24 protein-coding genes and 1 tRNA gene are annotated in these 24,814 nt (G+C 30.6%); 11 read left to right on the forward strand and 14 right to left on the reverse strand.

From position 1 onward, the window contains the following. Window positions 1-389: 389 nt before the first annotated feature. The 3 genes from AW732_RS08500 to AW732_RS00840 all read right to left on the reverse strand — a co-directional run bounded on the left by AW732_RS08500 (window position 390) and on the right by AW732_RS00840 (window position 4,234). Window positions 390-575: a hypothetical protein gene (locus AW732_RS08500; RefSeq protein WP_156416044.1), complete on the reverse strand. Its 186-nt coding sequence runs from the start codon at window positions 573-575 to the stop codon at window positions 390-392. A 1,286-nt stretch (window positions 576-1,861) separates the two neighbouring features. Beyond that, a complete protein-coding gene (locus tag AW732_RS00835; protein ID WP_253805519.1) occupies window positions 1,862-2,797 on the reverse strand; it encodes a glutamine synthetase beta-grasp domain-containing protein in 936 nt (311 codons plus the stop codon). Between the two features lie 96 nt (window positions 2,798-2,893). Then, window positions 2,894-4,234, reverse strand: coding sequence for a lysine 2,3-aminomutase (locus AW732_RS00840; protein WP_067957129.1), 1,341 nt, complete (start codon window positions 4,232-4,234; stop codon window positions 2,894-2,896). Window positions 4,235-4,373: 139 nt separating this feature from the next. Here AW732_RS00840 and AW732_RS00845 point away from each other — a divergent pair, with 139 nt between their 5' ends. The 4 genes from AW732_RS00845 to rnz are packed head-to-tail and all read left to right on the forward strand — an operon-like array spanning window position 4,374 to window position 8,876. Next, entirely contained in the window at window positions 4,374-6,107 is a 1,734-nt protein-coding gene (locus tag AW732_RS00845; protein WP_067957132.1) for a mechanosensitive ion channel domain-containing protein, read from the forward strand. A gap of 47 nt (window positions 6,108-6,154) precedes the next feature. Beyond that, entirely contained in the window at window positions 6,155-7,033 is an 879-nt protein-coding gene (locus AW732_RS00850) for a ribose-phosphate pyrophosphokinase (protein WP_067957135.1), read from the forward strand. Further along, the gene (locus AW732_RS00855; protein WP_067957139.1) at window positions 7,033-7,980 is read left to right on the forward strand and encodes a DNA methyltransferase; all 948 of its coding nucleotides are present in this window, start codon (window positions 7,033-7,035) and stop codon (window positions 7,978-7,980) included. The genes AW732_RS00850 and AW732_RS00855 overlap by 1 nt, the downstream gene beginning before the upstream one ends. Beyond that, the gene (rnz, locus tag AW732_RS00860) at window positions 7,977-8,876 is read left to right on the forward strand and encodes a ribonuclease Z (protein ID WP_067957141.1); all 900 of its coding nucleotides are present in this window, start codon (window positions 7,977-7,979) and stop codon (window positions 8,874-8,876) included. The genes AW732_RS00855 and rnz overlap by 4 nt, the downstream gene beginning before the upstream one ends. Here the strand turns inward: rnz and AW732_RS00865 are convergent. From AW732_RS00865 to AW732_RS00875, 3 genes are all read right to left on the reverse strand, one after another. Beyond that, window positions 8,869-9,282, reverse strand: coding sequence for a hypothetical protein (locus AW732_RS00865; RefSeq protein WP_067957144.1), 414 nt, complete (start codon window positions 9,280-9,282; stop codon window positions 8,869-8,871). The genes rnz and AW732_RS00865 overlap by 8 nt on opposite strands. Before the next feature lie 84 nt (window positions 9,283-9,366). Further along, window positions 9,367-9,762 carry an RNA-binding domain-containing protein gene (locus tag AW732_RS00870; RefSeq protein ID WP_067957147.1) on the reverse strand — a complete coding sequence of 132 codons (396 nt, stop codon included), beginning with the start codon at window positions 9,760-9,762 and terminating at the stop codon, window positions 9,367-9,369. Then, the gene (locus AW732_RS00875) at window positions 9,759-10,307 is read right to left on the reverse strand and encodes an AAA family ATPase (protein ID WP_172790361.1); all 549 of its coding nucleotides are present in this window, start codon (window positions 10,305-10,307) and stop codon (window positions 9,759-9,761) included. Before AW732_RS00875 ends, AW732_RS00870 begins: the two co-directional genes overlap by 4 nt. A gap of 72 nt (window positions 10,308-10,379) precedes the next feature. On the opposite strand from AW732_RS00875, the gene thpR reads away from it, so the two are divergent. The 3 genes from thpR to AW732_RS00890 are packed head-to-tail and all read left to right on the forward strand — an operon-like array spanning window position 10,380 to window position 12,984. After that, window positions 10,380-10,913 (forward strand): RNA 2',3'-cyclic phosphodiesterase, encoded by a 534-nt coding sequence (thpR, locus tag AW732_RS00880; protein WP_067957153.1) that lies wholly within the window; start codon window positions 10,380-10,382, stop codon window positions 10,911-10,913. Window positions 10,914-10,916: 3 nt separating this feature from the next. After that, a complete protein-coding gene (gene cca / locus AW732_RS00885) occupies window positions 10,917-12,248 on the forward strand; it encodes a CCA tRNA nucleotidyltransferase (protein ID WP_067957156.1) in 1,332 nt (443 codons plus the stop codon). After that, on the forward strand, window positions 12,223-12,984 hold the full coding sequence (locus AW732_RS00890) for an RIO1 family regulatory kinase/ATPase (protein ID WP_067957159.1): 762 nt from the start codon (window positions 12,223-12,225) through the stop codon (window positions 12,982-12,984). The genes cca and AW732_RS00890 overlap by 26 nt, the downstream gene beginning before the upstream one ends. Here AW732_RS00890 and AW732_RS00895 read toward each other — a convergent pair. Next, window positions 12,985-13,058: transfer RNA gene (locus AW732_RS00895), tRNA-Pro, on the reverse strand. It abuts the gene before it with no gap. 56 nt (window positions 13,059-13,114) lie between these two features. Between AW732_RS00895 and AW732_RS00900 the strand changes: the two genes are divergently transcribed. Next, entirely contained in the window at window positions 13,115-13,330 is a 216-nt protein-coding gene (locus AW732_RS00900; RefSeq protein ID WP_067957162.1) for a hypothetical protein, read from the forward strand. Here AW732_RS00900 and AW732_RS00905 read toward each other — a convergent pair. Together AW732_RS00905 and AW732_RS00910 are read right to left on the reverse strand one after the other, a co-directional pair. Next, window positions 13,325-14,473 carry an FAD/NAD(P)-binding oxidoreductase gene (locus AW732_RS00905; protein ID WP_067957165.1) on the reverse strand — a complete coding sequence of 383 codons (1,149 nt, stop codon included), beginning with the start codon at window positions 14,471-14,473 and terminating at the stop codon, window positions 13,325-13,327. The genes AW732_RS00900 and AW732_RS00905 overlap by 6 nt on opposite strands. Before the next feature lie 2 nt (window positions 14,474-14,475). Then, the gene (locus AW732_RS00910; RefSeq protein WP_067957168.1) at window positions 14,476-15,216 is read right to left on the reverse strand and encodes an SDR family oxidoreductase; all 741 of its coding nucleotides are present in this window, start codon (window positions 15,214-15,216) and stop codon (window positions 14,476-14,478) included. Window positions 15,217-15,340: 124 nt separating this feature from the next. Here AW732_RS00910 and AW732_RS00915 point away from each other — a divergent pair, with 124 nt between their 5' ends. Next, complete coding sequence (locus AW732_RS00915; protein ID WP_067957171.1) at window positions 15,341-15,559, forward strand: AN1-type zinc finger domain-containing protein; 219 nt, start codon at window positions 15,341-15,343, stop codon at window positions 15,557-15,559. Between the two features lie 5 nt (window positions 15,560-15,564). On the opposite strand, the gene AW732_RS00920 is transcribed toward AW732_RS00915, so the two are convergent. Then, entirely contained in the window at window positions 15,565-15,849 is a 285-nt protein-coding gene (locus AW732_RS00920) for a hypothetical protein (RefSeq protein ID WP_067957174.1), read from the reverse strand. A 31-nt stretch (window positions 15,850-15,880) separates the two neighbouring features. Further along, entirely contained in the window at window positions 15,881-16,438 is a 558-nt protein-coding gene (locus AW732_RS00925; protein WP_067957177.1) for a hypothetical protein, read from the reverse strand. Between the two features lie 53 nt (window positions 16,439-16,491). Here AW732_RS00925 and glnA point away from each other — a divergent pair, with 53 nt between their 5' ends. Next, window positions 16,492-17,952: a type I glutamate--ammonia ligase gene (gene glnA / locus AW732_RS00930; protein ID WP_067957180.1), complete on the forward strand. Its 1,461-nt coding sequence runs from the start codon at window positions 16,492-16,494 to the stop codon at window positions 17,950-17,952. On the opposite strand, the gene AW732_RS00935 is transcribed toward glnA, so the two are convergent. Beyond that, entirely contained in the window at window positions 17,949-18,227 is a 279-nt protein-coding gene (locus AW732_RS00935) for a hypothetical protein (protein ID WP_067957183.1), read from the reverse strand. The two genes, glnA and AW732_RS00935, sit on opposite strands and share 4 nt — an antisense overlap. Window positions 18,228-18,287: 60 nt before the next feature. Then, complete coding sequence (gene thsB / locus AW732_RS00940; protein ID WP_067957493.1) at window positions 18,288-20,000, reverse strand: thermosome subunit beta; 1,713 nt, start codon at window positions 19,998-20,000, stop codon at window positions 18,288-18,290. A gap of 102 nt (window positions 20,001-20,102) precedes the next feature. Here thsB and AW732_RS00945 point away from each other — a divergent pair, with 102 nt between their 5' ends. Then, window positions 20,103-21,425: a serine hydroxymethyltransferase gene (locus AW732_RS00945; protein ID WP_067957494.1), complete on the forward strand. Its 1,323-nt coding sequence runs from the start codon at window positions 20,103-20,105 to the stop codon at window positions 21,423-21,425. A 2-nt stretch (window positions 21,426-21,427) separates the two neighbouring features. Here AW732_RS00945 and AW732_RS00950 read toward each other — a convergent pair whose 3' ends face one another. Beyond that, window positions 21,428-24,805, reverse strand: a complete 3,378-nt coding sequence (locus tag AW732_RS00950) for a DNA polymerase II large subunit (RefSeq protein WP_067957186.1) — start codon at window positions 24,803-24,805, stop codon at window positions 21,428-21,430. Window positions 24,806-24,814: the final 9 nt, after the last annotated feature.

Here is a 24,814-nt window from a genome sequence, read left to right on the forward strand (position 1 = left end):
AACGCACTTCATACCCTGCAAGAATACAAATAACAACGACAATAATAACAACAATAATAACAACAACAACAACAATCACTAGTAATGCTTGCTCTTATGAACAAGGAGAGAAAGGGTTTACCTTTGGGTTGGCTTTGCATGCAGCACATGTGATCCATTGCCTCTCTGTGTTAATGCATACAAGAGGAACAACAGGCTAGGTGCAATAACTCTATAATATAATTCATGTTACGGTGACTAGGACACCCAGTGCTTCTGACATAGGCGCACAAATGATAATAATTGGCCAGAGCAACAAGCTTGATTTCCAAGGAAAGAGGTACATAGAAAAGAACTAAGGCAGATGGTCAGCCTTCAAAGAATTTTGGCCATGCTCATATTGTATCACATCAAACTGTATGTACAGCAAAAGGCAGGCGGATAGTACTTGGATCTTTGTAAGATATGGTGATTAAATGCTTTGGCGTACTTTTTGGCAGGCTTACAACAGTCTCTTCTTTTATTGCCTTTTTTAAATCTTCTCCTTTTTGTTTCTGTCTCTTAGCAACCAGATCAGCCAGCTCAGCAGAATCCACACTATCCTCTGTATCAGATGCGACCCTTGACCTCTTGTGACTACCTGGTGGTGTCTCCTTGACCTGAGTAGAGCTGATAAGAACAACAAAGGTTAGTTGGACACAAATCACTTAAATTGGTACTAATGCCGGTACTGGACAGGCAATGCTTATACATGTACCAGTGCATGGATATAGTGTCACATGCAATAACGGGGATTGGTCTCATAACACTAGTCTTCACTTGATAGTGTAGAGAACCAGAGCACAGGGGAGCATTAATTAACTCCACCCCTTGCCTCCCTCCCTCCTGCGTGAAACCTTCTTGCCTCAATACATTCTAAAATGATAGTGTACCTTGGTCTCACGTAAGGCTGGCATCTCCAGAATGGTATACTGTCTAATGAGAACTCTGCTGTTAGTTCATCGGGAGACAATCTAGTCTATATAACGTGACAGTCACAAACAGAGGTGAACAATGAAGAACAAACATAACAAAGGATGGACAAAGATGAACCAAGATAGACAATAATGGACATACATTGACACAGATGGACAATACAATTGACAAAATGTAAAATGTTATCAATCATTCACTTCTCCATCCACCCACCCACCCACACACCCACACACACACACTCCACAATCATTCACCTCTCCACCCCCCACTCCACTAACTCTATGACTAACTTACCAACAGCAATGATTTGAGTTCTGCTGTGAGTCGAACCATCGTATCCATAGACCTAGCTACACCAAATTGCTCTCTGTAGCACTGATACTCTGGTTGTTTGAGACTGGATGAACATATAATTGTCAGTTCTAATAGACAAAATATTTGTACACACACACACATTAGGAATGGAATATACGTATAGCAAAGTTTTTCACGGGATCCAAATTTCGCAATCTCTTTCACGGAATCTAATTTCACAATTGGCTGGCAACTATACAATATCTTCCTATCGTTCCTTTTTCGTGAAATTTGTGAAATATTAACTCCGTATTGTACAGTAGTAGAAATGTTACATGTTGGATTGAACTCTGTACCTTCACTATGAGTATGTCCCTGTTAACTAGCTGTACCTTCATTATGAGCATGACCCTATTAATTAGCTGTACCTTCATTATGAGTATGACCCTGTTAATTAGCTGTACCTTCATTATGAGTATGACCCTGTTAATTAGCTGTAGGTCATTCACAACACATGTCTAGACTTACACATGGAACCAAATCTTAAAGAGATGACCTCTGATGTAAGAGAGAGGGCAAGGGTAAGATTTGACTAGCTCCAGATACTCTTCACTCACTCTCCAACATAATATCTGCCAGTTTGACTCATTTGAGCAACGTCGTCGTCATGATCATACATGACATTAGTATTATCTTTCCATAAACTTTGGTGAGTGTGCATAGCTGATGCATTATCACCAAAAATCGGTTTTGGCATAAAAGTTGCTACTTTATTTTTTCTTTTAGCTTTGACTTTAACTAAATTTTTTACTGCAATAACATTATCTGCCATTCCAATCATTTCATCATAAACTAAATTAATTTCACATTGACCTGAAGTAGCAACTTCATGATGCTCAGCTTCAATTTTTATTCCAAAATAATTATACAAATCATCACATACATCTTTTCTAAATCCTTCAAGTGTATCTTTTGGTTGTGATGGGTAATATCCTTCTTTGATATCAATTGCTGTACTAACATTACCTTTTGCCCATGGTGATTCTTTAGATTCAATTGAATAACCTGAACCACCACCTGAATGAGTTGCAGCATATGGTGAAGGGTAAACACTAATTGAATCAAAAACAAAGAATTCTATTTCAGGACCCCAATTTGTATGAGTAAATCCAAATTCTTCAAGTTTCTGAGATGCTTTATGTGCGATTCCTCTAGAATCTCTATTGTAGCGTGATTCCTTATTTGTACTACCATCATATAGATCACAAAATATTCTTGCATTTTTTCTATGTCCAGGATCATAATCACTTGGTAAAATTTTGAATGAATTTGGATCAGGCATTAAAATCATGTCAGAACTATTTACAGATTTAAATCCAACAATTGAACTAGCATCAAGTTTTTCAAGGCCATTTACAAAACTATTTTCGTCAATTGCATAACTTGGCATCCCAACATTATGGAGTTCACCAAAAATATCAACAAACCAAAAATCAATAAAAGATATTTTTTCATCCTCAATAATTTGTAGAACTTGTTTAGAATCCAATTACTAAATCTTATAAATTATTTTACTAATCTTATCTAGTAAGATAGAATTGTCAATAAAGTCAGGTAAAGTTTAGGATAAAATTCTCAATTCATTTTATTTTTTTTTTTGGAATTCTAGCATTTCTTCCTCAAAGAAGAATTTTTCATCAGATATGGGTTTTAAATCATCTAACCAAATTGCTTTTTCGTCATATTTTGCAAAAAATGGTATATCTACCCAATTAGGATTTCGACCTTGAATGAATCTCAAAACCATTGCTTTTTGATTATTTACGTTTGTAGTTCCCATAACATGGACTTTTCCAGGTGTGGCAGACATACTTGGTCCTCTAACAGTTCTTGCAATTCCACTAACTGAAGAATAAGCTTTCCTAAAAATTTCATGTGCTTTAACTAAAGAAATTCCAAAGTAGTGTTGAGCACCTGTATCTCTAACTACAAACATGTAATATGGAATACAACCTAATTCAACCTGTTTTGTCCACATTTTTGCCCACATTTCAGCATCATCATTAATGTGTGTTAAAAGAGGTGATTGGGTTCTGATTTGTGCACCTGTTTTTCTAACTTCCTTAATTGCATCTTTTACTGCAGATGTAGATAATTCATTTAGATGATTAAAATGAGCCATGAATGCAAGATGTAAACCGCTATCAGTGATTTTTTTAAAAACTTCTAACATTTCTTGAGAATCTGAATCTGTCAAAAATTTGTAAGGCCAGTATGCAAGTGCTTTTGTTCCAATTCTGATAGTTTTAAGATTTGGAAGATTTGCATCAATTATTGCATCAATGTATTTTGAAAATATTTTTGCTTTCATGATCATTGGATCGCCACCAGTAAACAAAACATCTGTAATTTCTGGATGTTCTCTAACATATTGAACTAGTTGTTCACCTTCTTGCATTGCAAATTTCATTTCATCCATTCCAACAAATTGAGGCCATCTAAAACAAAAGCTGCAATATGCATGACAAGTTTGACTTTGACTAGGGAAAAACAAACAAGTTTCTTTGTATTTGTGTTGCATTCCATATAATTTAGTTCCATCTTGTAATGTTGGAACATTGAGTTCCATTTGACCTGCTGGATGTGGATTTAGTTGTAAACGAATTTCATTTGCAATATTTGCAATTTCTTTTTTATCAGCATTATTTTTCAATGCTGTAGCCATTTGATCATAATGCTGAGGTTTTAACATTCCTTTTTGAGGAAATGTCAAAACAAAAATTGGATCATTTGGAATATTGTTCCAATCAATTAATTGTTCAACGACATAATTATTTGCTTTAAATGGTAATACATTTCCTACGACCTCCATCTCAAATTGTTTTTCTTCAGAAAGTTGTTGAATTTGTGGAAGCTGTCTAAAATTTGATAATGTGTATGATTTCATAGAAGGGACATCATCCCATACTGATTTTTGATAGGTCATTTAGTAATTCGTACGGTTACCCTTGTTAAATGTTGCAGGGATTTCAGGCACAAAATATTGAATAAATATTAATTTTCTATAAAATTTAGACAGCTTAACATTTAATTCCAGAAAATTATACATAGTAAGAAGATAAATTATGAGCGAAGGAGATATTTCACAAATTTCAGTTGGAGAATTTGAAACTGTTTCTCAATTATTATCTTCATCAGAATCACTTCAACTAGCTTTCACCATTATGATAGTTGGGATTATTGCAATATCTGCAGCATATAGAAAATTTTCATCACTAATTAAATCAAAAAAAATATTTTACACTAGACCACATTTATCAAGATTTGTACAAAATGCGGTATTGCCATTTTTTGCAATTGCCTTAATTTCATCAACTAATGCATATATTCAAACTTCGGAATTATTTGAAAATGATTCAAATTCAATTACAATGGAACTTAGTCCTGAAGAAACCTTTGCAAAAATTCTTAATACTTTTAATATTTTAGTTGTAGGGTATACAATTTCTCATTTGATTCCAATAATGCTTACAAAACGAGATAAATCAATTCTTGAAAAACAAGATTTTGATTCTTGGTATGACATGCAAGGGTTTTCTGATGATGATAATCTATTTCATAAATTATACAAATGGATTCCACCAACAATTATACCTGAGGAATTTACTGAAGAAGAATTCAAGAACTTATGTAAAACTAAAGAGGGGACAATTCAATTAGAACAATATCGTAATTCAAAAGGTAATCCAATTGGAAGTTATGAAAAACTAGTTAGCAATCCTTTTGAACAATGGAAAGAATCTGAAAGGGCAAAATATTTGAAATATTTCAATAATTGTATTACGGGTAATAATCAATCAGGAAGAAAATTAAAACCAGGATCAAAACCGGATGAAATTTTTCCAATAGATATTTGGAGAGAAGAAAAAAGAATTAACGGTTTTGAACCATTAATTCCTAGTTCTAGGCCACCAGGTTATGCACGCAAAAAAAGAGAAGGTATTCCTAAATCATTCAAACAAATTTTACCTGTAGGAATTTTTGTTGCAACAATTTTAGGAGTTGTATCATGGTGGGGAGTTGATTTATTTGTATTAGCAACAGCAACAGGTGGTCTTGCAATTGGTATTGGTTTAGCTTTACAAGAAACTATGCAAAATTACTTTGCTTATTTGATGATTAGAAAAGACAATATTTTCAAAGAAGGGGAAAGAGTTCAATTAGAGTCTGGCTATAACGGAATTGTTCATAAAATAACACCTAGAGTAACATACGTCAGAGATGCATTACACGAATCAGTTGCAATAATTCCTACAAGACAATTGGTTACAGCACAAATCATTAACTATACAAAAGAAAACAAGCTTGTTCCAGCAGTAGTTATGGTAGGTGTTTCATATCTTAATGACCCAAAACAGGTTGCAGCAATCTTAGTAAAAATTGGAAAACGTGGTATGGTAGAAATTCGAGATACTAAAGGAAAACACCTTGTTAGACAAAATAGATGTCCATATTTGGATGAAAATAAATCAAGTTGTGGTTGTGATAAGGACTTACATGTAGATATATCTCAACCAGTTGTACGATTTAATCAATTCAATGATTCTGCATTGGATTTTTCAATGTGGTTATACGTAAAGGACTATGGATCACAATTTAAGACAAAAACGGATCTACGAATGATTATGTATGAAGAGTTTAAGAAATACGATATTAGAATTCCATGGCCAATTAGAACTGTATATCAAGGAGATGAGAAAAAAGAGCAAATAGAAATTGATGAAAAAGATGAATTTAGAAATAAAGTAATTGATGAATATGGATTAGGCGATTTAGGTCGTGGTGAAGGAGACGAATAAGAAAAATTTCTCAAAACTTAAGAATCCCTTCAAATCATATTTTCTTATTGAGTCAAATATCAGTAATTTCAGGAACAACTTCCGAAGATTTAGCAAAAAAAATTGCAAATAAAATAAAGGCAAATTTGGTTAAATCTGAAATTAGAATATTTCCTGACGGAGAAAGTAAAATTACATTAATTGGAAAAATTTCAAAAAAGAGATCAATTGTCATACAATCAATTTTTCCACCAGTAGATACCAATTTAGTTCAAACATTATCATTAATTACAAAAGCAAAAGAAAATTCATCTCAAGTTGATGTAGTAATACCATATATGGGATATGCAAGACAAGATAGAGAATTTTTACCAGGTGAGATTGTAACAATGAAAGTACTTGGAAAATTATTCAAAGGAGCAGGAGCGTCTAAAATAACAGTAGTAGATATTCACAGTTTAATCGGATTGAAATATTTTAGTACTAAAACAGAAAATGTAACTGCAATTCCAGATCTTGTTAAATATTTTAAAAAATTGAGGCTAAAAAATCCATTAATTATATCACCAGATCAAGGTGGAAAAGAAAGAGCAAAAGAATTTGCAGTAGAATTAGATTCTGATTACATAGCATTAGAAAAAGCAAGGGATAGAAAAACAGGTAAAGTAAAAATTAAGACCAAAGATTTGTCAGAAGTTAAAAATAGAGATTTAATTTTAGTAGATGATATGATTAGTACTGGAGGTAGTCTAATCAAAGCTACACAATTTCTTAAGAAACAAAAGTGTAAAAGAATCTATGTTGCATGTACACATGCATTATTAATGAATGATGCAGAAAAGAAAATAAAAAAAGCAGGAGTAACAAGTATCATTAGTACAAATACAATTCCAGGTAAAACATCAAAAGTAGATATTTCAAATACTATTGCAAAGGCAATAATGTAATGCCAGAAAGTTTTTTTATTTTATCAAAAGATAATTTAGAAATTGCAATTGATGAAATAGTTACAATAGCAAAATTGTTTGATAGGTTTACTAAAATAAAAATTATTTCGAATTTAGTAATTATTCAATCAAAAACTAATTGGAAAAAAATTTCTGAACGTGCAACATTTGTAAAAACATCTGGACAGATATTAAGAAAGATGTCAGGGCTTTTTTTAGATGAAGAAAATTTTCAGGTATTAAAAAATACACAAAGTTTTGTATGTAGAGTAATTAATCTATCAACAAATCAATTAGATATTTTAGAATTAGAAAAATCTATGGGAGATATGATTTCAAAATTCACACAAGCAAAAGTTGATTTAAAAAATCCAGAAATAACTGTATATTTAATTTTCACAAATACCAAAAGTTTTTTTGGTTTTTCAGAAAAAAATGATAATAAAATACGACCTAAAAAATTAAAAAAATATCCCCATGAATTAGATTGGAAATTAACAAGAGCTATGGTAAATTTAACAGGGCTAAAAAAAGGCCAAACTCTATGTGATCCATTTTGTGGTACAGGAACAACATTGCTAGAATCTGAATCTATGGGCATCAATGCTATAGGAATTGATTTTGATGAAAAAATGTGTAATATGACAAAAGAAAATCTGAAATTAAATAATTTTAAATCAAAAGTTCTGAAATCTGATTTTCAGGAATTAGTAAAAATTTCAAATAATTTTGATGCAATTGTTACTGATTTACCATATGGAAAATCATCAAAAACATCAGAAAAACCTGAAGAAATTCTTAAAAGATTTATCTCAATTGTGCCTAAAAATAAAAAAATTGCAATAATGTTCAAAAAAGAATTAGATCCTAAAATGAAATTAAAAGGATTAAAAAAATATCAAATCTATAGGCATAAAAGTCTGACAAGAACTATTTTGATTAAATGAAACTTGTTTTTTTAGGAACATCAGCTGCACAACCTACTGAAAAAAGAGGGTTATCTTGTATATGTCTAGAAAAAGAAGGTGAAATTCTAATGTTTGATGCAGGTGAAGCTGCACAAATTGCATATATGAAATCAGGTTTAGGATGGAATAAAAAAATGAAATTATTTGTTACGCATTTACATGGAGATCATTGTGTCGGAATTTTAGGATTATTACAAACAATGTCAATGCAAAATAGAACGGAATCTTTAGAAATTTTTGGTCCTAAAGGAATTGATGAATTTCTTGGAGCAAATATTAAAGTATTAAATTTTGGATTACCGTTTTCTATTTTAATTAATATTATTAATGAAGGAAAAATATACGAAAATAAAAAATATTTAATTCATGCGACAAAAGCCAATCATTCCATAACAGCATTTTCATATTTGTTTGAAGAAAAAGATAAACCAGGTAGATTTAATGTTGAAAAAGCAAAAGAATTAGGCATACCTGAAGGTGAATTATGGAATAAATTACAAAATGGAGAAGAAATAACAAATAATAATGAAATAATGAAACCTGAACAAGTTTTAGGTGAAAAACGTCCAGGTAAAAAAATAGGAATATCAGGAGACACAATGCCTACAAAAAAATTAGAAGAATTTTTTCAAGGATGTGATTATTTAGTTTTTGATTCTACATTTATTGATGAAGAGAAACAAAGGGCTTTAGATACATGTCATTCAACTGCAAAACAAGCTGCTGAGTTAGGTAAAAACGCAAAAGTAAAAAATCTAATTTTAACACATTTTTCTGCAAGATATAGAGATGAAATTCAACACAAAAATGAGGCTGAAAAAATTCATGGTTCAGTAATTACAGCAAAAGATCTTTTAGAAGTAGAAATTAATTAGTTTTAAATAAATTCTTAATGAAATTAAAAGGATCAAATTCAGATACTTCATTTACTAAATCTGTTGTAGATGAAGTAGATGATTCTAAAATTTCATTTTTAATATTATCTCCAGTGTCTGTAATTCCTTCAGAGATTTTTTCATTAACATTTTCAACTAATTTATCTCCAGTGTCTGTAATTCCTTCATACACACTATCACTAACACTTTGAATTGTTTTATCCAATGAAGAATCTAATCTATTTTCAGCAGAATCAGTTACTTTTGCATTTAATGAATTAATATCATCTTTTAAAGAATCAGCTAATAATGCAGAAGTATTAGGAAATAGTGAAGTAATTTCTGCAGAAAACATCATTCCTCCTAAAACCAAAACAGATGCAATTATGCCTAATTTTATTAACATTTCATTATAATCTTAAAAAAATGATTTTAAATTCAAACTAAAAAAAATAATCAAAAATAGGTTGATTTTCTTAACAAATTTTATTTAATCAAATACTATCCAATCAATAATTCTATCAATATTTGAAGATGTCAGCGTAACTTTGATTGGTCCTAAAGGTGATTCATCAAATTCTTCACAAATTGCAATTTGTTCAACAAATGCAGCTTGTTTATTTAGATAAAACCACGTAGAATCATTTTTTAAATTATCATCTAAAGAACGTAAAAAATTTTTTTGTAATTTATTATTATGTATTAATTGATAAATTTTTTCAAAAGATCTTAATTCTTTAGAAGTTGCACTTATTGAAAAATTATTATTAGTTATTACTGAGTATGGAAAAATATTTGAAATTGTTTGTTCGAGTTTTTCTATAGATTCAGATGGATTTATTGTGCAAAACATTTCTATTTTGCAACTAAGATTAGGAAAATTCATTCAACCCATCTTTGAATAATATCATATGATTTTTTTATTAATTCTTCTTTTGTTAAACCAATATTCGATATTGCAAAATCAGATAGTGCAATAGAATTACTAACACCGACACCTAATTCACGATTATCTCTTTCATTGAAATGTTCTTTAGTTTGTGGATCATCAGAACGTCCTCTTTTTTGTAAGAAACTAAATCGGGTATCAGTTGAAGCATGAATAGCTAATAATTTTACAGTCCCTAATTTTGTTAGTACTTCTATTTCATCATTGGATCTTACTCCATCTATTAACAAAACATTTGCAATTGAAGATTCTATTTTTGGTTTAACAAGTTCAGCTATTGCGCCAGCTCCATTCTTTTTTCTTAGTTCTAACATTAGTTTTCCAAGATTTTCTCTAGTCGGATCTAAATTTCTTTTTTTTGCTTCTTCTCTTACAGCATTTCCTAAATTAATTATCTCATAACCTTTAGGTTTCAAACCTTCAGCAATTGTGGATTTTCCTGCACCAGGCATGCCTGTTAAACATACAAGTAATTTTGTCAACACATATCAAAAAAAATACTCGTCTATGAAGTTAACGGAAATTATTATAAACATTATTGAAAAAATCCTATAATGCGTGTTTTTGTATCTGTAGATATATCAAATAACGAAATAATTAATTCAGTTAAGAATTTTCAAAGTTTAATTGAAGTTGATGCAAAAGCAATAGAATCAAAAAATCTTCATTTTACGCTACAATTTTTAGGTGAAATTTCAGAAAAAAAAATAGAATTAATCATTCAAGAATTAAAAAAAATAGAATTTTTAAAATTTGAAATCTATTTAAAGGGAATTGGGGTTTTTCCAAATATTAAATCTCCAAAAATTATTTGGATAGGAACTGATCAAAATAGTTCAAAAAAAATGATTAATTTATTCAAAAAAATACAAAATTCTTTAAAACCATTAGGATTCACATCAGATAAATCATTTAAACCTCATATCACAGTATTTAGAATTAAAAAGAAGATTGGAGATATTACAGAAGAGATGAAAACTCATGAAAATATTAATTTTGGAAAACAAGAAGTTTCTAGTTTTAAATTAAAAAAAAGTGAATTAACTGCAAATGGTCCAATTTATTCTGATTTAATGGAGTTTAACTAAAGTATGAAACAAATTATTTCTAAAATTTCTAAGGAGTCAAGTCCATCAAATATTATTCAAAAATCAAAACAAGAAATTGCAAATATAATTTATGAATTAGTTGAAAAAGAAATTCAAAAATATTCAGAAGTAACAAAAATAGAATTTGGTGGTTCTTATGCTAAAGGAACCTGGTTATCAAAAAATGCAGATATTGACATTTTTATCAAATTTAAAAAAAATATTTCTGAAGAAAAATTAGAAAGTATTTCAAAGAAAATAGGATTTGCATCATTGAAAAAATATTCTCCATATGTAAGATATTCTCAACACCCTTATGTTGAGGCTAGAATTAAAGATACAAAAATCAACATAGTACCATGTTATGATGTAAAAATGGGTGAATGGAAAAGTGCAGCAGATAGATCACCTTACCATACTGAATATATGAAAAAATCATTAACGCCAAAAATGAGAAATGAAGTTAGAATTCTGAAAACATTTTTACAATCAAATGGAATTTATGGTGCAGAAATAGCAAAACAAGGTTTCAGCGGATATATTTCAGAAGTTTTAATTTTGGAATATGGAAGTTTTGAAAAATTAATTAAATCAATATCAAAAATTAAAGAAAATTATGTAATAGGTAAAACATCAAATCAATTTGATACTGCAATTGTTATTATTGATCCAATTGATTATAACAGGAATTTAGCAGCCGCAATTTCAAATAAAAATATTGTAAAATTCATTCTAATTTGTAGATCATTTAAAGAAAAACCAAGTAATGAATTTTTTAAAATTAAAAAATTAAAAAAATCAAATAAATTTTGGAAAAATTTGTTAATTATAAAATTTGAATTTAAGGCAAGAAGTCCAGATATAATTTGGGGACAAATTAAAAGAGCTACAACATCACTAGCAAAGCAATTAGAATTAGAAGGATTTACTGTATTAAGAAGTAAATCCTATACTGATGAACAAAAAGAAGCATATCTTATGTTCTTTTTAGAATCTACTCAAATTAATCAAATATATCAAAAAAAAGGACCAAAAATTTTTAGAGAAGATAGCACAAAAAGTTTTGTCTCAAAAAATCTGAAAAATGCGGAATTAATCTGGATTGGTAATGAACTAAAAATAATTGCGTTAGAAAAGAGAAAACATACTGAAGCTATTTCATTTATGAATGAATTTTTGAAAAAGAATCTCAATTCAGGCATACCAAAAGGTCTTCAAAGGGATTTCAAACAAGGATTCAAAATTTTTGTTGGAAACAAGAATCTAAGGAAATCAATTAAAGAGGAAGCTAGTGAATTAATTTCAGTAGATGACACACTCATTCATTTCAATTAAAAAATTTTCAGAAGAACCTTATTCAAAAATTCTAGGATACCCTAATGCTACTAATCATCAAATAAAGGCAAGAATAAAAGAATTGGAAAAATTAAAAGTTAAATCAATTTGTTTAACAGGTCCGACTTTAATTGGAAATTTAGAAATTTTAGGAAAAGGTTACGTTGGTGTTGTTGTACTTGTAAAAAGAGGAAACAAAGAAGTTGCATTAAAAATTAGGAGAACAGATTCTCAAAGAGAAAATATGAAAAAAGAATCAGTTCTTTTAAAATTAGTCAATTCAGTAAATGTAGGACCTAAAATAATTGATGTTAGTAAAAATTTTTTAGTTATGGAATACATTGAAGGAGAAAAATTTAGTGATTGGATTGAAATGTTAAATGGAAAAGGAAGTGCAAAAAAATTGAAAACTACAATAAAGAATATTTTAGAAGATTGTTATAGATTAGATCAAATTGGATTTGATCATGGTGAATTAAGTAATATTTCAAAACATGTCATTGTTGGGAATAATAAAACAACTTTAATTGATTTTGAAAGTGGAAGTAAAGAAAGAAGACCTTCTAATGTAACATCAATTACTCAAGCATTTTTTATTGGTTCAGGTATTGCAAAGCAAGCTCAAAAAATTTACAAAAATTCTTCGAAAGAAAAAATTATTCTAGCATTAAAAAACTACAAACAAGATAAAACACGAGAAAATTTTGAAAAATTACTCAAAGTTTTGAAATTATAATGGGATCGGCAGGATTTGAACCTGCAACCACTAGCCCCCCAGGCTAGTATCATACCAAGTTAGACTACGATCCCTTAGTTCACAGGCACAAAATGAAATTATTAAATCGTCCTATCTAGAATTTACAATAGTGAAAATTTGTAATATTTGTCATAAAATTTCTGCTACAGGAAAGGATCATACAGATTGTATTCAAAAAAGAAGTATAGAGGTTGAGGATGAAAATTTCAAAAATAGTATAGCTGAAAAATTAAACTTGTCCAAAGATAATCAAGATTTAGGTATTGAGGTTAAAGCAATTCTTGAGCATTTATCTAGAGAAAAAGAACATAATGAAAACTCATAACCATTTTGACAATCTCTCTTTTTCAAAGTTTATTTTTTTAGAAAGATTTTCTGATGTTGATTCTGTTAATTTAGTTGACGGTTTTTGATTTGTAAACATATCAACTTCAATTATTGATGCAGTATCTCTGCCAGATTCTAAAAAGCATCCGCCCTTTCCATCAAACAAAAGTGATTTTTCATTTAATTCAATTTTGGATATAATGTTTTTTGCAACTGTAATTCCTTCCCCCTCTGCAAAAATTCCAGCTTTAGGAACTGCTATTGAATCACTAACAGCTAAACTTGTAACATCACCTATAGCAAAAATATTTTCAAATGGTGTTTTACAATCTCTGTCAATTGGAATGAATCCAGGTTCTTTTGCTAAATTAGCATAATAGATTACTTTTGGTGCAATATGTGGTGGAATTGCTAATAAAATATCAAAATCGTATTCATTATTTTCAAAAATTAATTTTTTTGGTTTTACTTGTTTTATTTTTTCTGAATTATGAAAAGTTATTTTTTCTGAATTAATTAAATCAAGAATTTGTTTACTAACTTCTGGTCCTGCTGCAGGTAGTGTAATTGGTGCAGGACTAAAAAAATCAATTTGGACAGAATCCCGTATTCCTCGTTTTCTAAGCATAGAATCAACTAGTAAACTAGCCTCAAAAGGTGCAGGTGGACATTTGTAAGGCATTCCCATTATAACAATAGCAATTTTTCCTGATTGTATTTGATTTAATTTTTGATTAATTTGATTTAATTGGTCATGATCATACAAATTAAATCCATTATCTGTTAAACCAGGAATTTTTTCTGGTGCTAATACAGCCCCCATTGATATTATTAGAAAATCAAACGAAATGTTTTCAGATTTTGTTTTTACAAAATTATTTTTTGTATTAATTTCAATAATTTCATCTTTAATAAAATTAATTTGTTTTTTTGGTAATTCATTTAATGAACCAATTGAATTTTCAAAAGTTCTGCTTCCATTCATGATCCATAATTTTGCAAATCCGACCATGAACCAATCTTTTTTATCTATAATTGTAATATTGACTTTAGAGGAATCTAATGAATTTCTTATTTCATTAGCTGCAGAAAGACCTCCAAATCCTCCACCTAAAATTACTACATGGGGAATTTTAGACAAAATTATTTTTCTTGTGTTGTAGGTCTAATCAAAACTTCATTGACATTTACATGTGATGGAGAATCTACAGCGTACAAAATTGCATTTGCAATATCTTGTGCTTGGAGAGTTTCCATTTTTTTTCCATTTTCTACAAATTGTTGAAGAGATTCGTCTGTAATTGTGTCAGTTAATTCAGTTGCAACTATTCCAGGTTCAATACTAGTTACTCGAATATTAGATCTAACACTGAATTCTTGTCTTAATCCTTCAGTAAATGCAGCAACAGCAAATTTTGTTGCACAATAAACACTACCAGCTGGAAATACAACTCTTCCAGCTACAGATGAAAGGTTAACTATATGTCCGGATTTTTTTTCTTTCATATGTGAAATTACTGAGCCTGTGCAATATAACACGCCCTTGATATTGACATCAACCATTCTATCCCATTCATCAACTTTGAGATTTTTGAAAAAACTTAATGGCATTAAACCAGCATTATTTACTAAAATATCAATTGAACCCCATTTGTCTAAAACTGCTTTAGCAAAATTATCACATTCTTCATGTTTTGTTACATCTAATTTTTGAAAGTGAACTTCTCCACCTGCTGCAATAATTTTTTTAGATAATTCTTCCAATCTATCAACTCTTCTAGCACCAATTGCAACTTTAACACCAGCCTTTGCAAGTGTAATAGCAGTAGCTTCACCAATTCCACTACTTGCTCCAGTAATTATTGCAACCTTACCATCAATCATTTGTAATCAATAGATTTTTTTTTATCAATACTAAAAATGTTTAGTAAATTTTATTGTTAATCTTTTAAAACAAATTTAAGAAATTTTTAATAAGTTTTTTAAAAGAAAAAATTCATAGTAAATTGTGATATCTGAGAATTGTGCATATTGTGGGGATATGACAGATATGCCATTTCATTGTAGTTATTGTAAAGATCCATTTTGTTCTGAACATAGACTACCAGAAGAACATCGTTGTGTCAAATTACGACAAATAAGAGCAGAGAGATTTGGACAAAGAAAAGTAATTCGAGATGGAAATAAAGGAAAAGGAAATATTTTCAAAAGGTTTTTTGGAAAATAATTAAATCAATAAGGGCTTTTTTCAGGAGAAATTTTTGCTCGTCTGCCTTGATAAACTAAAGCTATAGCTAGAGCAAACATAACCATTGCAGTTAACGGAAAATTTTGTGGTGCAGGTAAAATAAACCAGTAATAAATACCAAAACTAACAGATACAATTGCTTGAGTCCAAAGTTTAATCCATTTGGGAAGTTTGATTAACCTACTGATTATTTCAACAATAAAAATTCCAATTACAGGATAAATTGTATAAAATAGAAAATCAATTACGTCTACACCAGTATGTGACATATCTAATGTAAATAATAGGTATAATTTTTACCTAATCTTCCCATCTGACTTTAGTTGCAATATTTTTAGCAATTAAAGCCTGAGCATTTTCATATGGTATTGTGGCAATATCTTCAACTTTGAATGGTCCATATTTTTCAAGATCTGCACCTACAATTTCATCTACATTTTCAAGAAATCTAACAACAATTTTTTTTATTTTATGATTTTCAGCTAGAGATTCAAGAAATTTTGATTTCCCATTAATTGTTGCAGAAAGAATCATTTCTGTTCTTTCATTTTGTTCATCTTGGGAATCTATAATGAATTTTTCTTCATCTAAAAGATAACCAATATCATAATCATTAGAATTAGAAATTTTTTCTAATCTAATATGTAATAGTAATGACGTTAATTCTGTGGCCATTTCTATCATTGTTTCTTTAATTTTGTTTTCTACACCTTCAAATTCTTGTTTTCTTAAGTTTCCAATAAAATCAGATAAGTTTTGATAGAAATTGGGTTTTATTTCTAATAAAGAATCATTTTCAGTTTCTCGTAAAACGGTATTATGTAATGAATTGATATCTATAGGATTTGATTCAGACATTTCTACCTAATCCTTAAATGCTGGTTGTATTTGTGTTTGATTGAAGTATCAAATTGCCATATAAAGTCAGTCACGGAAAAGCTATGCAAATCACGTATTCACCTGACGAAGTATTCTCAAGAATTCAACATGAAGGAATTCAGTTTATTGATTTACAATTTACTGGTTTAACTGGTCATTTTCACCACACTACAATTTCAGCAAATACATTCACTCCTGAACAGATGAAGAATGGTTTACCAAAATTAGATGGTTCATCAATTGTAGGTTTTACAACTATAGATGATTCTGATTTATTGTTAAAACCAGATCCAAGTACATTTGCAATAATTCCTTGGATGACTGAAAATAAAACAGCTAGACTTCTTTGTGATGTGTATTGGGGAGAAGATAGAGGAAGATTATCTAGAGATCCTAGAGGTATTGCTCAAAAAGCTGAAGAATATATCAAAACCCAAGGATTTGATTATAGTACATGGGGTCCAGAAGTAGAATTTTTTGTTTTTGATAAAGTTCATTGGGATGTTTTAACACCTTACAAAGGACAATCGTATTCAATTGAATCAAAAGAAGCTCCATGGAGCAATGATGGTGACGGATATCCAATGGGATTACAAGAAGGATATTATCCAACAACACCATCAGATACTCTCACACCATATAGAAATGAATGTGTAAATATTCTTAGTAAAAATTTTGGAATTTTATGTGATAATCATCACCATGAAGTTGCAACTGCTGGACAATGTGAAATTGATATTATGTATGATCATATGACGAATGCTGCAGATGCTGCACAATCATACAAATATGTAATTAAAAATGTAGCACAAAAATATGGAAAAGTTGCAACATGTATGCCAAAACCAATTGCAATGGATGCAGGTTCTGGAATGCATGTTAATGTTAGTTTATGGAAAGGAAAGGATAATGCATTCTTTGATCCTGATGACGAAATTGAATTAAGTCAACTTGGTAGATATTTCTGTGGTGGGATAATCAATCACGCAAAAGCATTATCTGCAATTTGTAATCCAACTACAAATTCATACCACAGATTAGTTCCAGGATATGAAGCTCCTGCATATATTGCATGGAGTTCAGGAAATCGTTCAGCTATAGTTAGAGTTCCAAAACATTTGAAAGGAAAACAACATTCAAAATTAAAAAGATTAGAATTTAGAGCTCCTGATCCATCATCTAATCCATATCTTGTATTTGCTGCAGTAACAGCAGCAGGAATGGATGGAATCAAAAAGAAAATGGATCCAGGTGACCAAGTACGTGATGATATTTTTAAAATGACAAAATCTGATAGAGCTAAACGTGGAATTGGAGTTCTTCCAAAAAGTCTTGGTGAAGCATTAGATGAATTAGAAAGTGACAGAAAATTCTTGAATCCGATTTACACCAATGATGTAATTGATAAAATTATTGAATTAGAAAGAAGAGATCAAAGAGAAATTGCAATTAGACCACATCCCCACGAATTTTATCTTTATTTTGATGTCTAAACTCTTCCAGTTAATTGAAAAATAAAATATAACGAAATTCCAATTAATACAAATCCACTTCCAAAAAATATTTCCCTTTTTGTTTCTGTTGTTGTAGCTTTATACAACAAAACACCACCGGCCAGACCTAAAAATAAAACTAAAATTCCACTAATTACTGGTTCAAAACTTGTATCTGTAATGATTGGATAAAAAATTCCAGACAGTAATGCAAAAAATACAATTAGATAACCATACTTAAAACTCGATAATATTTTTGATGAAGTATTGGTCATAATATTTTGTAAATTATTTATCAAATAAACTTTTGAAGTAAGAAAATTTTTCTAACGAAATTACATCATTCCGCCCATATCAGGCATTCCACCCATTCCAGGTGGCATTCCAGGTGGCATTCCACCCATTCCAGGTGGCATTCCAGGTGGCATTCCTCCTTCTCCACCACCTCCACCACCAGAACTTTGGGTAGCGATGACATCATCAATTCTAAGAAGCATACATGCTGCTTCAGCTGCTGCTGAAACGATTTGAAGTTTAACTGCTAATGGTTCAATAATATCACTTGATTTCATATTTCCAATTTTACCTTTCATTACATCAATTCCAGTCCATTTTTCTCCCTTTTGTTGTTTTGAACGTAAAACTGTAAGAGTGTCAATTGGATCCATTCCTGCATTTTCAGAAAGTGTTAATGGAATTGATTCTAAAGCATCTGCAAATTTTTCTGCAGCTAATTGTTCTCGTCCTTCTAATGATTTTGCCCAACCTCTTAATTTTGTTGAAGCATATGTTTCAGGAGCACCGCCTCCAGCAACAATTTGTGGTTTTAAAATTACATCTTTAACTACCATTAAAGCATCATGAACAGAACGTTCAACTTCATCAACTACTCTTTGTGAACCACCACGTAAAAGTAAAGTTACAGATTTTGGATGTTTACATCCTTCAACAAATACCCATTTATCTTCTTCAATTTTTCTTTCTTCAACAACTTCAGCACCACCTAAATCTTTTTCAAACAAGTCATCCAAGTTTGTGACAATTCTAGCACCTGTTGCTTTTGCAAGTTTGGTAAGATCACTTTCTTTAATTCTTCTAACTGCAATAATTCCTGCTTTTGCTAAATAATGTTGTGCCATATCATCAAGTCCTTTTTGACACAATACAACATTTGCACCAGAACCAATAACTTTGTCAACCATAGTTTTGAGCATTCTATTTTCTTCATCTAAAAATGATTTTAATTGTTGAGGATTTGATATGTTAATTTTTGCGTCAGTTTCAGTTTTACTAATTTCTAGTGCAGTGTTAAGTAATGCAATTTTTGCGTCAGTAATTTTTCTAGGCATACCACCATGAACGATTTCTTTATCTAATACAATTCCCTGGACAATCATTGAATTTTTAATAGAACCGCCTGCTTTCTTTTCTACTTTAATGTCATCAATATCAACATCATATGTTTCGCCTTCTTTTTCAGAAACAGCAACTACAGATTTTACAATAATATCTGCAAGTAAATCAGAATCTTTTCTAACTAGTTTAGTTTGCATTGAAGTTTTTGCAATTTTGTTTAACATGTTTTTGTCAACTGGAGAAATTGAGTCAGCTATTTCTTCAAGATATTCTTTTGATTTTCTAGCTGCTTTTTTGTATCCATCTACAATAATTGTTGGATGGACATCTTGATCAATTAATGATTCAGCTTGTTCTAGTAATGCACCAGCTAAAACAACAGCTGAGGTTGTTCCATCACCTACTTCATTATCAGTAGTTTTGGAAATTTCTACCAACATTTTGGCTGCTGGGTGTTGAACATCGATTTCTTTTAGAATGGTTGCACCATCATTTGTAATTGTAACGTCACCTAAGGAATCAACTAACATTTTGTCCATTCCTCGTGGACCTAAACTGGTATGAACGATTTCAGCAACAATTTTGGCTGCTCCAATGTTGTTTTTTTGAGCATCCTTGCCTTTAGTTTCTGAACCGCCTTCTTTTAGCAGTACAACAGGCATATTTCCTTTTGAAGTTGCTTGCATACCCATAATTGGCAAAACTCCAGATTCCCCTTTTATACCTTCCAGATCAGGATTGAAAAGATGATTAGATATCGGTGTTTTTAAATTGGGAAAACCAAAATGGAAAATATGGTAAAGTCACAAAATAAAGAATCTTATAATAAAATATTTGCAAAATTAAAAGAACATCATAAATGGTTTGAGAATTCTATTCCATTAATCGCTAGTGAAAATATTCCTAGTCCTGCAGTTAGAGAAGCAATAATTTCTGATTTTGGTAATAGATATGCAGAAGGTTGGCCTGGAGATAGAGTTTATGCTGGATGTATCTACATTGATGATGTAGAAGTAGAATGTATGAAATTAGCTAAAAAACTTTACAAAGCAAAATTTGCTGATGTTAGACCTATTTCAGGAGTTGTTGCAAACTTAGCAGTATATTCAGCTTATTCAAATCCTGGTGATGTAATGATTGCACCATCCATTCCTGCTGGTGGACATATTTCACATGGTAAAAGAGAACATTCAGGTACTGCAGGATTAGTACATGGTTTAGAAATTGAGTTTTATCCATTTAATGCTGAAGACATGACAATTGATGTTGACAAAACTAAACAGAAAGTTAAGGAACTCAAGAAAAATAATCGTCTTCCAAAAATGGCAATGTTTGGTGGTTCATTATTTTTGTTCCCACATCCAGTAAAGGAGTTATCAGATTTTCTTAAAACATATGATATTCACATCAATTATGATGCAGCACATGTTGCAGGATTAATTGCTGGTGGTAAATTCCAGGATCCATTACGTGAAGGAGCAGATACAATGACTATGAGTACTCACAAAACATTGTTTGGTCCTCAAGGGGGATTAGTTTTAGGTTCAGAAGAACATGAAGAGCCAATCAAGAAAGCAACATTCCCAGGATTAACTAGCAGTCATCATATCAATAACATGGCAGGAAAAGCTGTTGCATTTGCTGAAGCATTAGAATTTGGAAAAGATTATGCATCTCAAGTTATTAAAAATGCAAAAATATTTGCTGAAGCACTAAATGATGTTGGATTCAAAGTATTAGGTGAAAGTAGAGGATACACACAATCACATCAAATTGCAGTTAATGTTTTAGATTATTCTGATGGTGGTAAAGTTGAAGCTGAATTAGAAAAAGCAAACATAATTGTTAACAGACAACTAATTCCTGGAGATATCAAAGCTGGAAGAAATTATTTCCATCCAGGAGGTATTAGATTAGGTGTATCTGAAATAACAAGATTAGGAATGAAAGAAAATGAAATGAAAGAGATTGCTGTATTCATTAAAGATATAATTATTGACAAAAAGGATCCAAAGAAAGTTCTTCCAAAAGTAAAATCTTGGAGAAAAGATTATCAAAAAGTCAAATATTGTTTTGATAAGAAACTTGGCGCTTATGAATACGTCAAATTAAGATAATTTTACGCATAATCAGTAAGAAGTGATTGGTCACCTTGACCTTTTCCAAAAACCAATTCAATCTCATCAGATAGAGCATGAATTCTTCCCCGTTGATATTCTCCAACATCATATTTGTCAACTAATCTTTTTGCAAGTTTTAGGTATTTTTCAACAGAGCCCCTAGTGATTGTTGCAATTAATTTATGCCCACAAACACATGTTTGAATTAGAGGCATTCGACGATATGACTTTCCACATGCAGTACATCTAAAACTTTGTCTAGCATACGCTCTAAGATTTCCCATGATATCTGGTACAAGATGTGTTGAAATTACATTTGAAACAATTTCAGATGGATTTACCACATTAATCAATTCAGCATTTTTCACTTGCATATCAAATTTATCAAGCATTGAACCTAATGTCGAATATGCACTTCTTGATTTAGAAGTAGTTAATGATGATGTTAAATGGGTAAAATGATAATCAAAGAATTGTCTTTTAGTTTCTAATCTAGATTTGATTATTTCAACTGAAGTCACATCCGATGCTTTACTTTGTTGATTTGTAGATTCAAAAAATTCTAGTGGAAGAATTTTTGTTACTTCAAGATTATGTGCCTGAGGTTGTGATTCATGTGGTAATACTAGAGGTTGTACAAGTAATGGAGCATCCATTAAACCTCCTATTCTATCAGATAGAAATTGTCGAGAGAAATTTAGTAAGCTATCCATTAACAACATTATTGAATCTGCATCACCATCAGCATCACGTCTCTTTGCTGAATGCCAATTTGGTGTACCAAAACAAACATGAGTATCAGTATATCCAATAATTCTACCTACAATTCCAACTGAAGTATGAGGTGCTAAACCAATTATTAGATGACCAATTAATTCTTCAGAGTTGTTTACATCATAAAATGAAGATTTACTATAGAATTTTGTTAAAAGAGTATCAATATATTTACAAGTCGAAATTAAATATTTTCCACTCTCTTCAGGAATTATAACATCTTGCATTCTAAGTTCTATGGTTTGGTCAATATTTTCAAGCGGTTTTCCATCAATATCATGAGAATAACCTAATTCCTTTAGTTTTTCAATTGATGTTCCAATCCATGATGGTTTGAATTGAGTTAACGGAGAATTTGTTGCATCAAATCTAATAGTTCCATCTTTGAATGTTGTTAAGCCAAAAGTTTGACGTACTAATCCCTTTTCTAACGGTTCAGCAATTTTATCTTGACTGATTAATTCCTTAAGACCTTTGAATGGTTCTTTTGCTCGTAGGCCCATTTTCTCTTGGGCTAAAAGTAATCGTGATTTTAATGGAAATTCTTTATGTGAATGTGCAGGAGCTTGTCTTTTACATTTTTCACAAAATGGCTCTGTCAATGTATCTCTACAATTATTACATCTGAAAGTAACTGATGTTTTTTTACCACAATTAGAACAGTTGATTCCAATAGAAGGCTCATTACATTGTTCACAATTTCTGTTGTAAATATTAGCAAAAAAGTGCTCATTTCGTGATGCTTTTAGAAGATCTCTGGTTGGTCCACCTTTATCAGAAATTGGGAATAATGTGTGTGTAGGTGGTTTCATTTGTCGTGGAGCTGCTTTTTCAGGTCTTCCGATTCTAACTCCGATTGATGTTGAAAATTTATTATTAATTTTAATTTTTGATGAATTTGATAAAATCTCAGGAATGGATAAATCATTAATTTCTGGTTTAGTTACAAATAACAAATTAAAGAAAATTTTTGCTTCGTCATTTTCTAAAACAATTGATTGATTTACAACTTTATGTGGGGTTCCTAATTTTTCTAAAATTTTCTTTTTTTCTATAGAATATTCAATTTTGTTTTCATCAATGTTTTTTGTTTGTAAAAGTCGATGTAATTCTTCAGATGAAATTTTGTCCCAATAATAGAGGTAATGTGGATGTAATGAAAGATGATAATCAATTGAGATTTTTAATGCTTCATCTATTGAAGGTACTTTGGATAAAAATTGTTCAAGAAATGGATTTTTAGTCTCTGATTTTGAAATAATTTCTTTTAATTGTTCTATCCAAATTTCTTCTACATATCCAGAAGGAATTAGTTGAGCATTATTTTCAAGAAAATCTCCAAATGTAATTAAAATATCTCCAAGATGAAGAATTTTTTCAATTTTATTTTTTATTTCTAATCCATGTTTAACATTTTTAATTTTAACAACGTCTCCATTTTGAAGACGTACGGTTGGAGTTTCAATTGAATCAACAAATGCTACAGTAGCACCTTTCCCAGGAATATCGATTTTAACTTGTGTTCCAACTGCGATGGTATGGTCTAAGATTTCAGCTACTACTGGATGAAATCCTACTGCTGCAAACCCAGTATTACATGCTCTTCCATATCTGAGCCTAAATCCACCTAATTTGTTAGGCATAGATAAGACAGACCTTCCAGTAATTACCTCTCTCATTCTTTTTGCTGCAGCATCTTCTTGATTATCTCCAGTTTGCACCGCACCCTTAAGATCATTAAGCCATTCCCAACCATCTAAATTGTACATCTCTATTCTTTTCAGTAATTTTTTAGATCTTCCAATCAAACCGTCATTAAGTACACGTAAAGCTCCACCTCTAACTCGGTCTGTTTGAATTCGAGTCATTCCTTTATGATTTACAACTTCATATGGATCAGTATCCACTCCAGCTAATTCAACAGGAAGATTTGAGATAACATGTTCAATATCTTCGTCTAAAATATGAAATTGAAAGCTGCTAGCTTCTCTTTCATAAATTCTCAATTCTTCAACAAATCTACCTGTTTCATCATCAAAGGAATTTGCTTGAAATTTTGATAATCCAGCTATTTTTCTAACATGATCTGCAATTAACAATGTCACTGCAGATTCGGTTCCACCTGCTGAACGCATTGGTCCTGCAATTGAAACTGAAAGATAATCTGTTCCATCTTTATTTTTCTTAATTTTTACTTCACTGATTCCCTGTAAAGGAGCAATTGTTACACCTTCAGTAATTATTGCCAATCCTACACGAACTGCAAGATCAAGTTTATCTTCTAGAGATGCTTCTGGGAGAGAATATTTTCCTAAAGCAATGTCTTTTGCTAAAATTAAAGCAGATAGTTCTTTTCCATTAATTTTTAAAATTTCTCTTAAAGGATCTGCGATATCAATTTCGTGCATTTTTGCAACCCTATCTGCTAGATCAAATGCGATTTTAGGCTCAATTATGCCTGATGAATCTACTAAAGTTGATTTTGCGGCTGCTGCATGCTCAAAAATTGAATATGTTGTTTTTGAGAGATTTGAATAATAATTAAGATAATAATCAGGCATTTCAATCCCACGAATACGAGAAATTGCGTCATTTTCAGACATAATAGAATA

This window comes from Nitrosopumilus sp. Nsub, from assembly GCF_001541925.1.
Classification (GTDB): Archaea; Thermoproteota; Nitrososphaeria; order Nitrososphaerales; family Nitrosopumilaceae; genus Nitrosopumilus.

Bases quoted from the DNA above. Each gene is read 5' to 3' on its own strand.
- AW732_RS00840 (WP_067957129.1), bottom strand. From the start codon at position 4,234: ATGACCTATCAAAAATCAGTATGGGATGATGTCCCTTCTATGAAATCA.
- AW732_RS00845 (WP_067957132.1), top strand. From the start codon at position 4,374: ATGAGCGAAGGAGATATTTCACAAATTTCAGTTGGAGAATTTGAAACT.
- AW732_RS00855 (WP_067957139.1), top strand. From the start codon at position 7,033: ATGCCAGAAAGTTTTTTTATTTTATCAAAAGATAATTTAGAAATTGCA.
- rnz (WP_067957141.1), top strand. From the start codon at position 7,977: ATGAAACTTGTTTTTTTAGGAACATCAGCTGCACAACCTACTGAAAAA.
- AW732_RS00865 (WP_067957144.1), bottom strand. From the start codon at position 9,282: ATGTTAATAAAATTAGGCATAATTGCATCTGTTTTGGTTTTAGGAGGA.
- AW732_RS00870 (WP_067957147.1), bottom strand. From the start codon at position 9,762: ATGAATTTTCCTAATCTTAGTTGCAAAATAGAAATGTTTTGCACAATA.
- thpR (WP_067957153.1), top strand. From the start codon at position 10,380: ATGCGTGTTTTTGTATCTGTAGATATATCAAATAACGAAATAATTAAT.
- cca (WP_067957156.1), top strand. From the start codon at position 10,917: ATGAAACAAATTATTTCTAAAATTTCTAAGGAGTCAAGTCCATCAAAT.
- AW732_RS00890 (WP_067957159.1), top strand. From the start codon at position 12,223: ATGACACACTCATTCATTTCAATTAAAAAATTTTCAGAAGAACCTTAT.
- AW732_RS00910 (WP_067957168.1), bottom strand. From the start codon at position 15,216: ATGATTGATGGTAAGGTTGCAATAATTACTGGAGCAAGTAGTGGAATT.
- AW732_RS00920 (WP_067957174.1), bottom strand. From the start codon at position 15,849: ATGTCACATACTGGTGTAGACGTAATTGATTTTCTATTTTATACAATT.
- AW732_RS00925 (WP_067957177.1), bottom strand. From the start codon at position 16,438: ATGTCTGAATCAAATCCTATAGATATCAATTCATTACATAATACCGTT.
- AW732_RS00935 (WP_067957183.1), bottom strand. From the start codon at position 18,227: ATGACCAATACTTCATCAAAAATATTATCGAGTTTTAAGTATGGTTAT.
- thsB (WP_067957493.1), bottom strand. From the start codon at position 20,000: ATGGGTATGCAAGCAACTTCAAAAGGAAATATGCCTGTTGTACTGCTA.
- AW732_RS00945 (WP_067957494.1), top strand. From the start codon at position 20,103: ATGGTAAAGTCACAAAATAAAGAATCTTATAATAAAATATTTGCAAAA.
- AW732_RS00950 (WP_067957186.1), bottom strand. From the start codon at position 24,805: ATGTCTGAAAATGACGCAATTTCTCGTATTCGTGGGATTGAAATGCCT.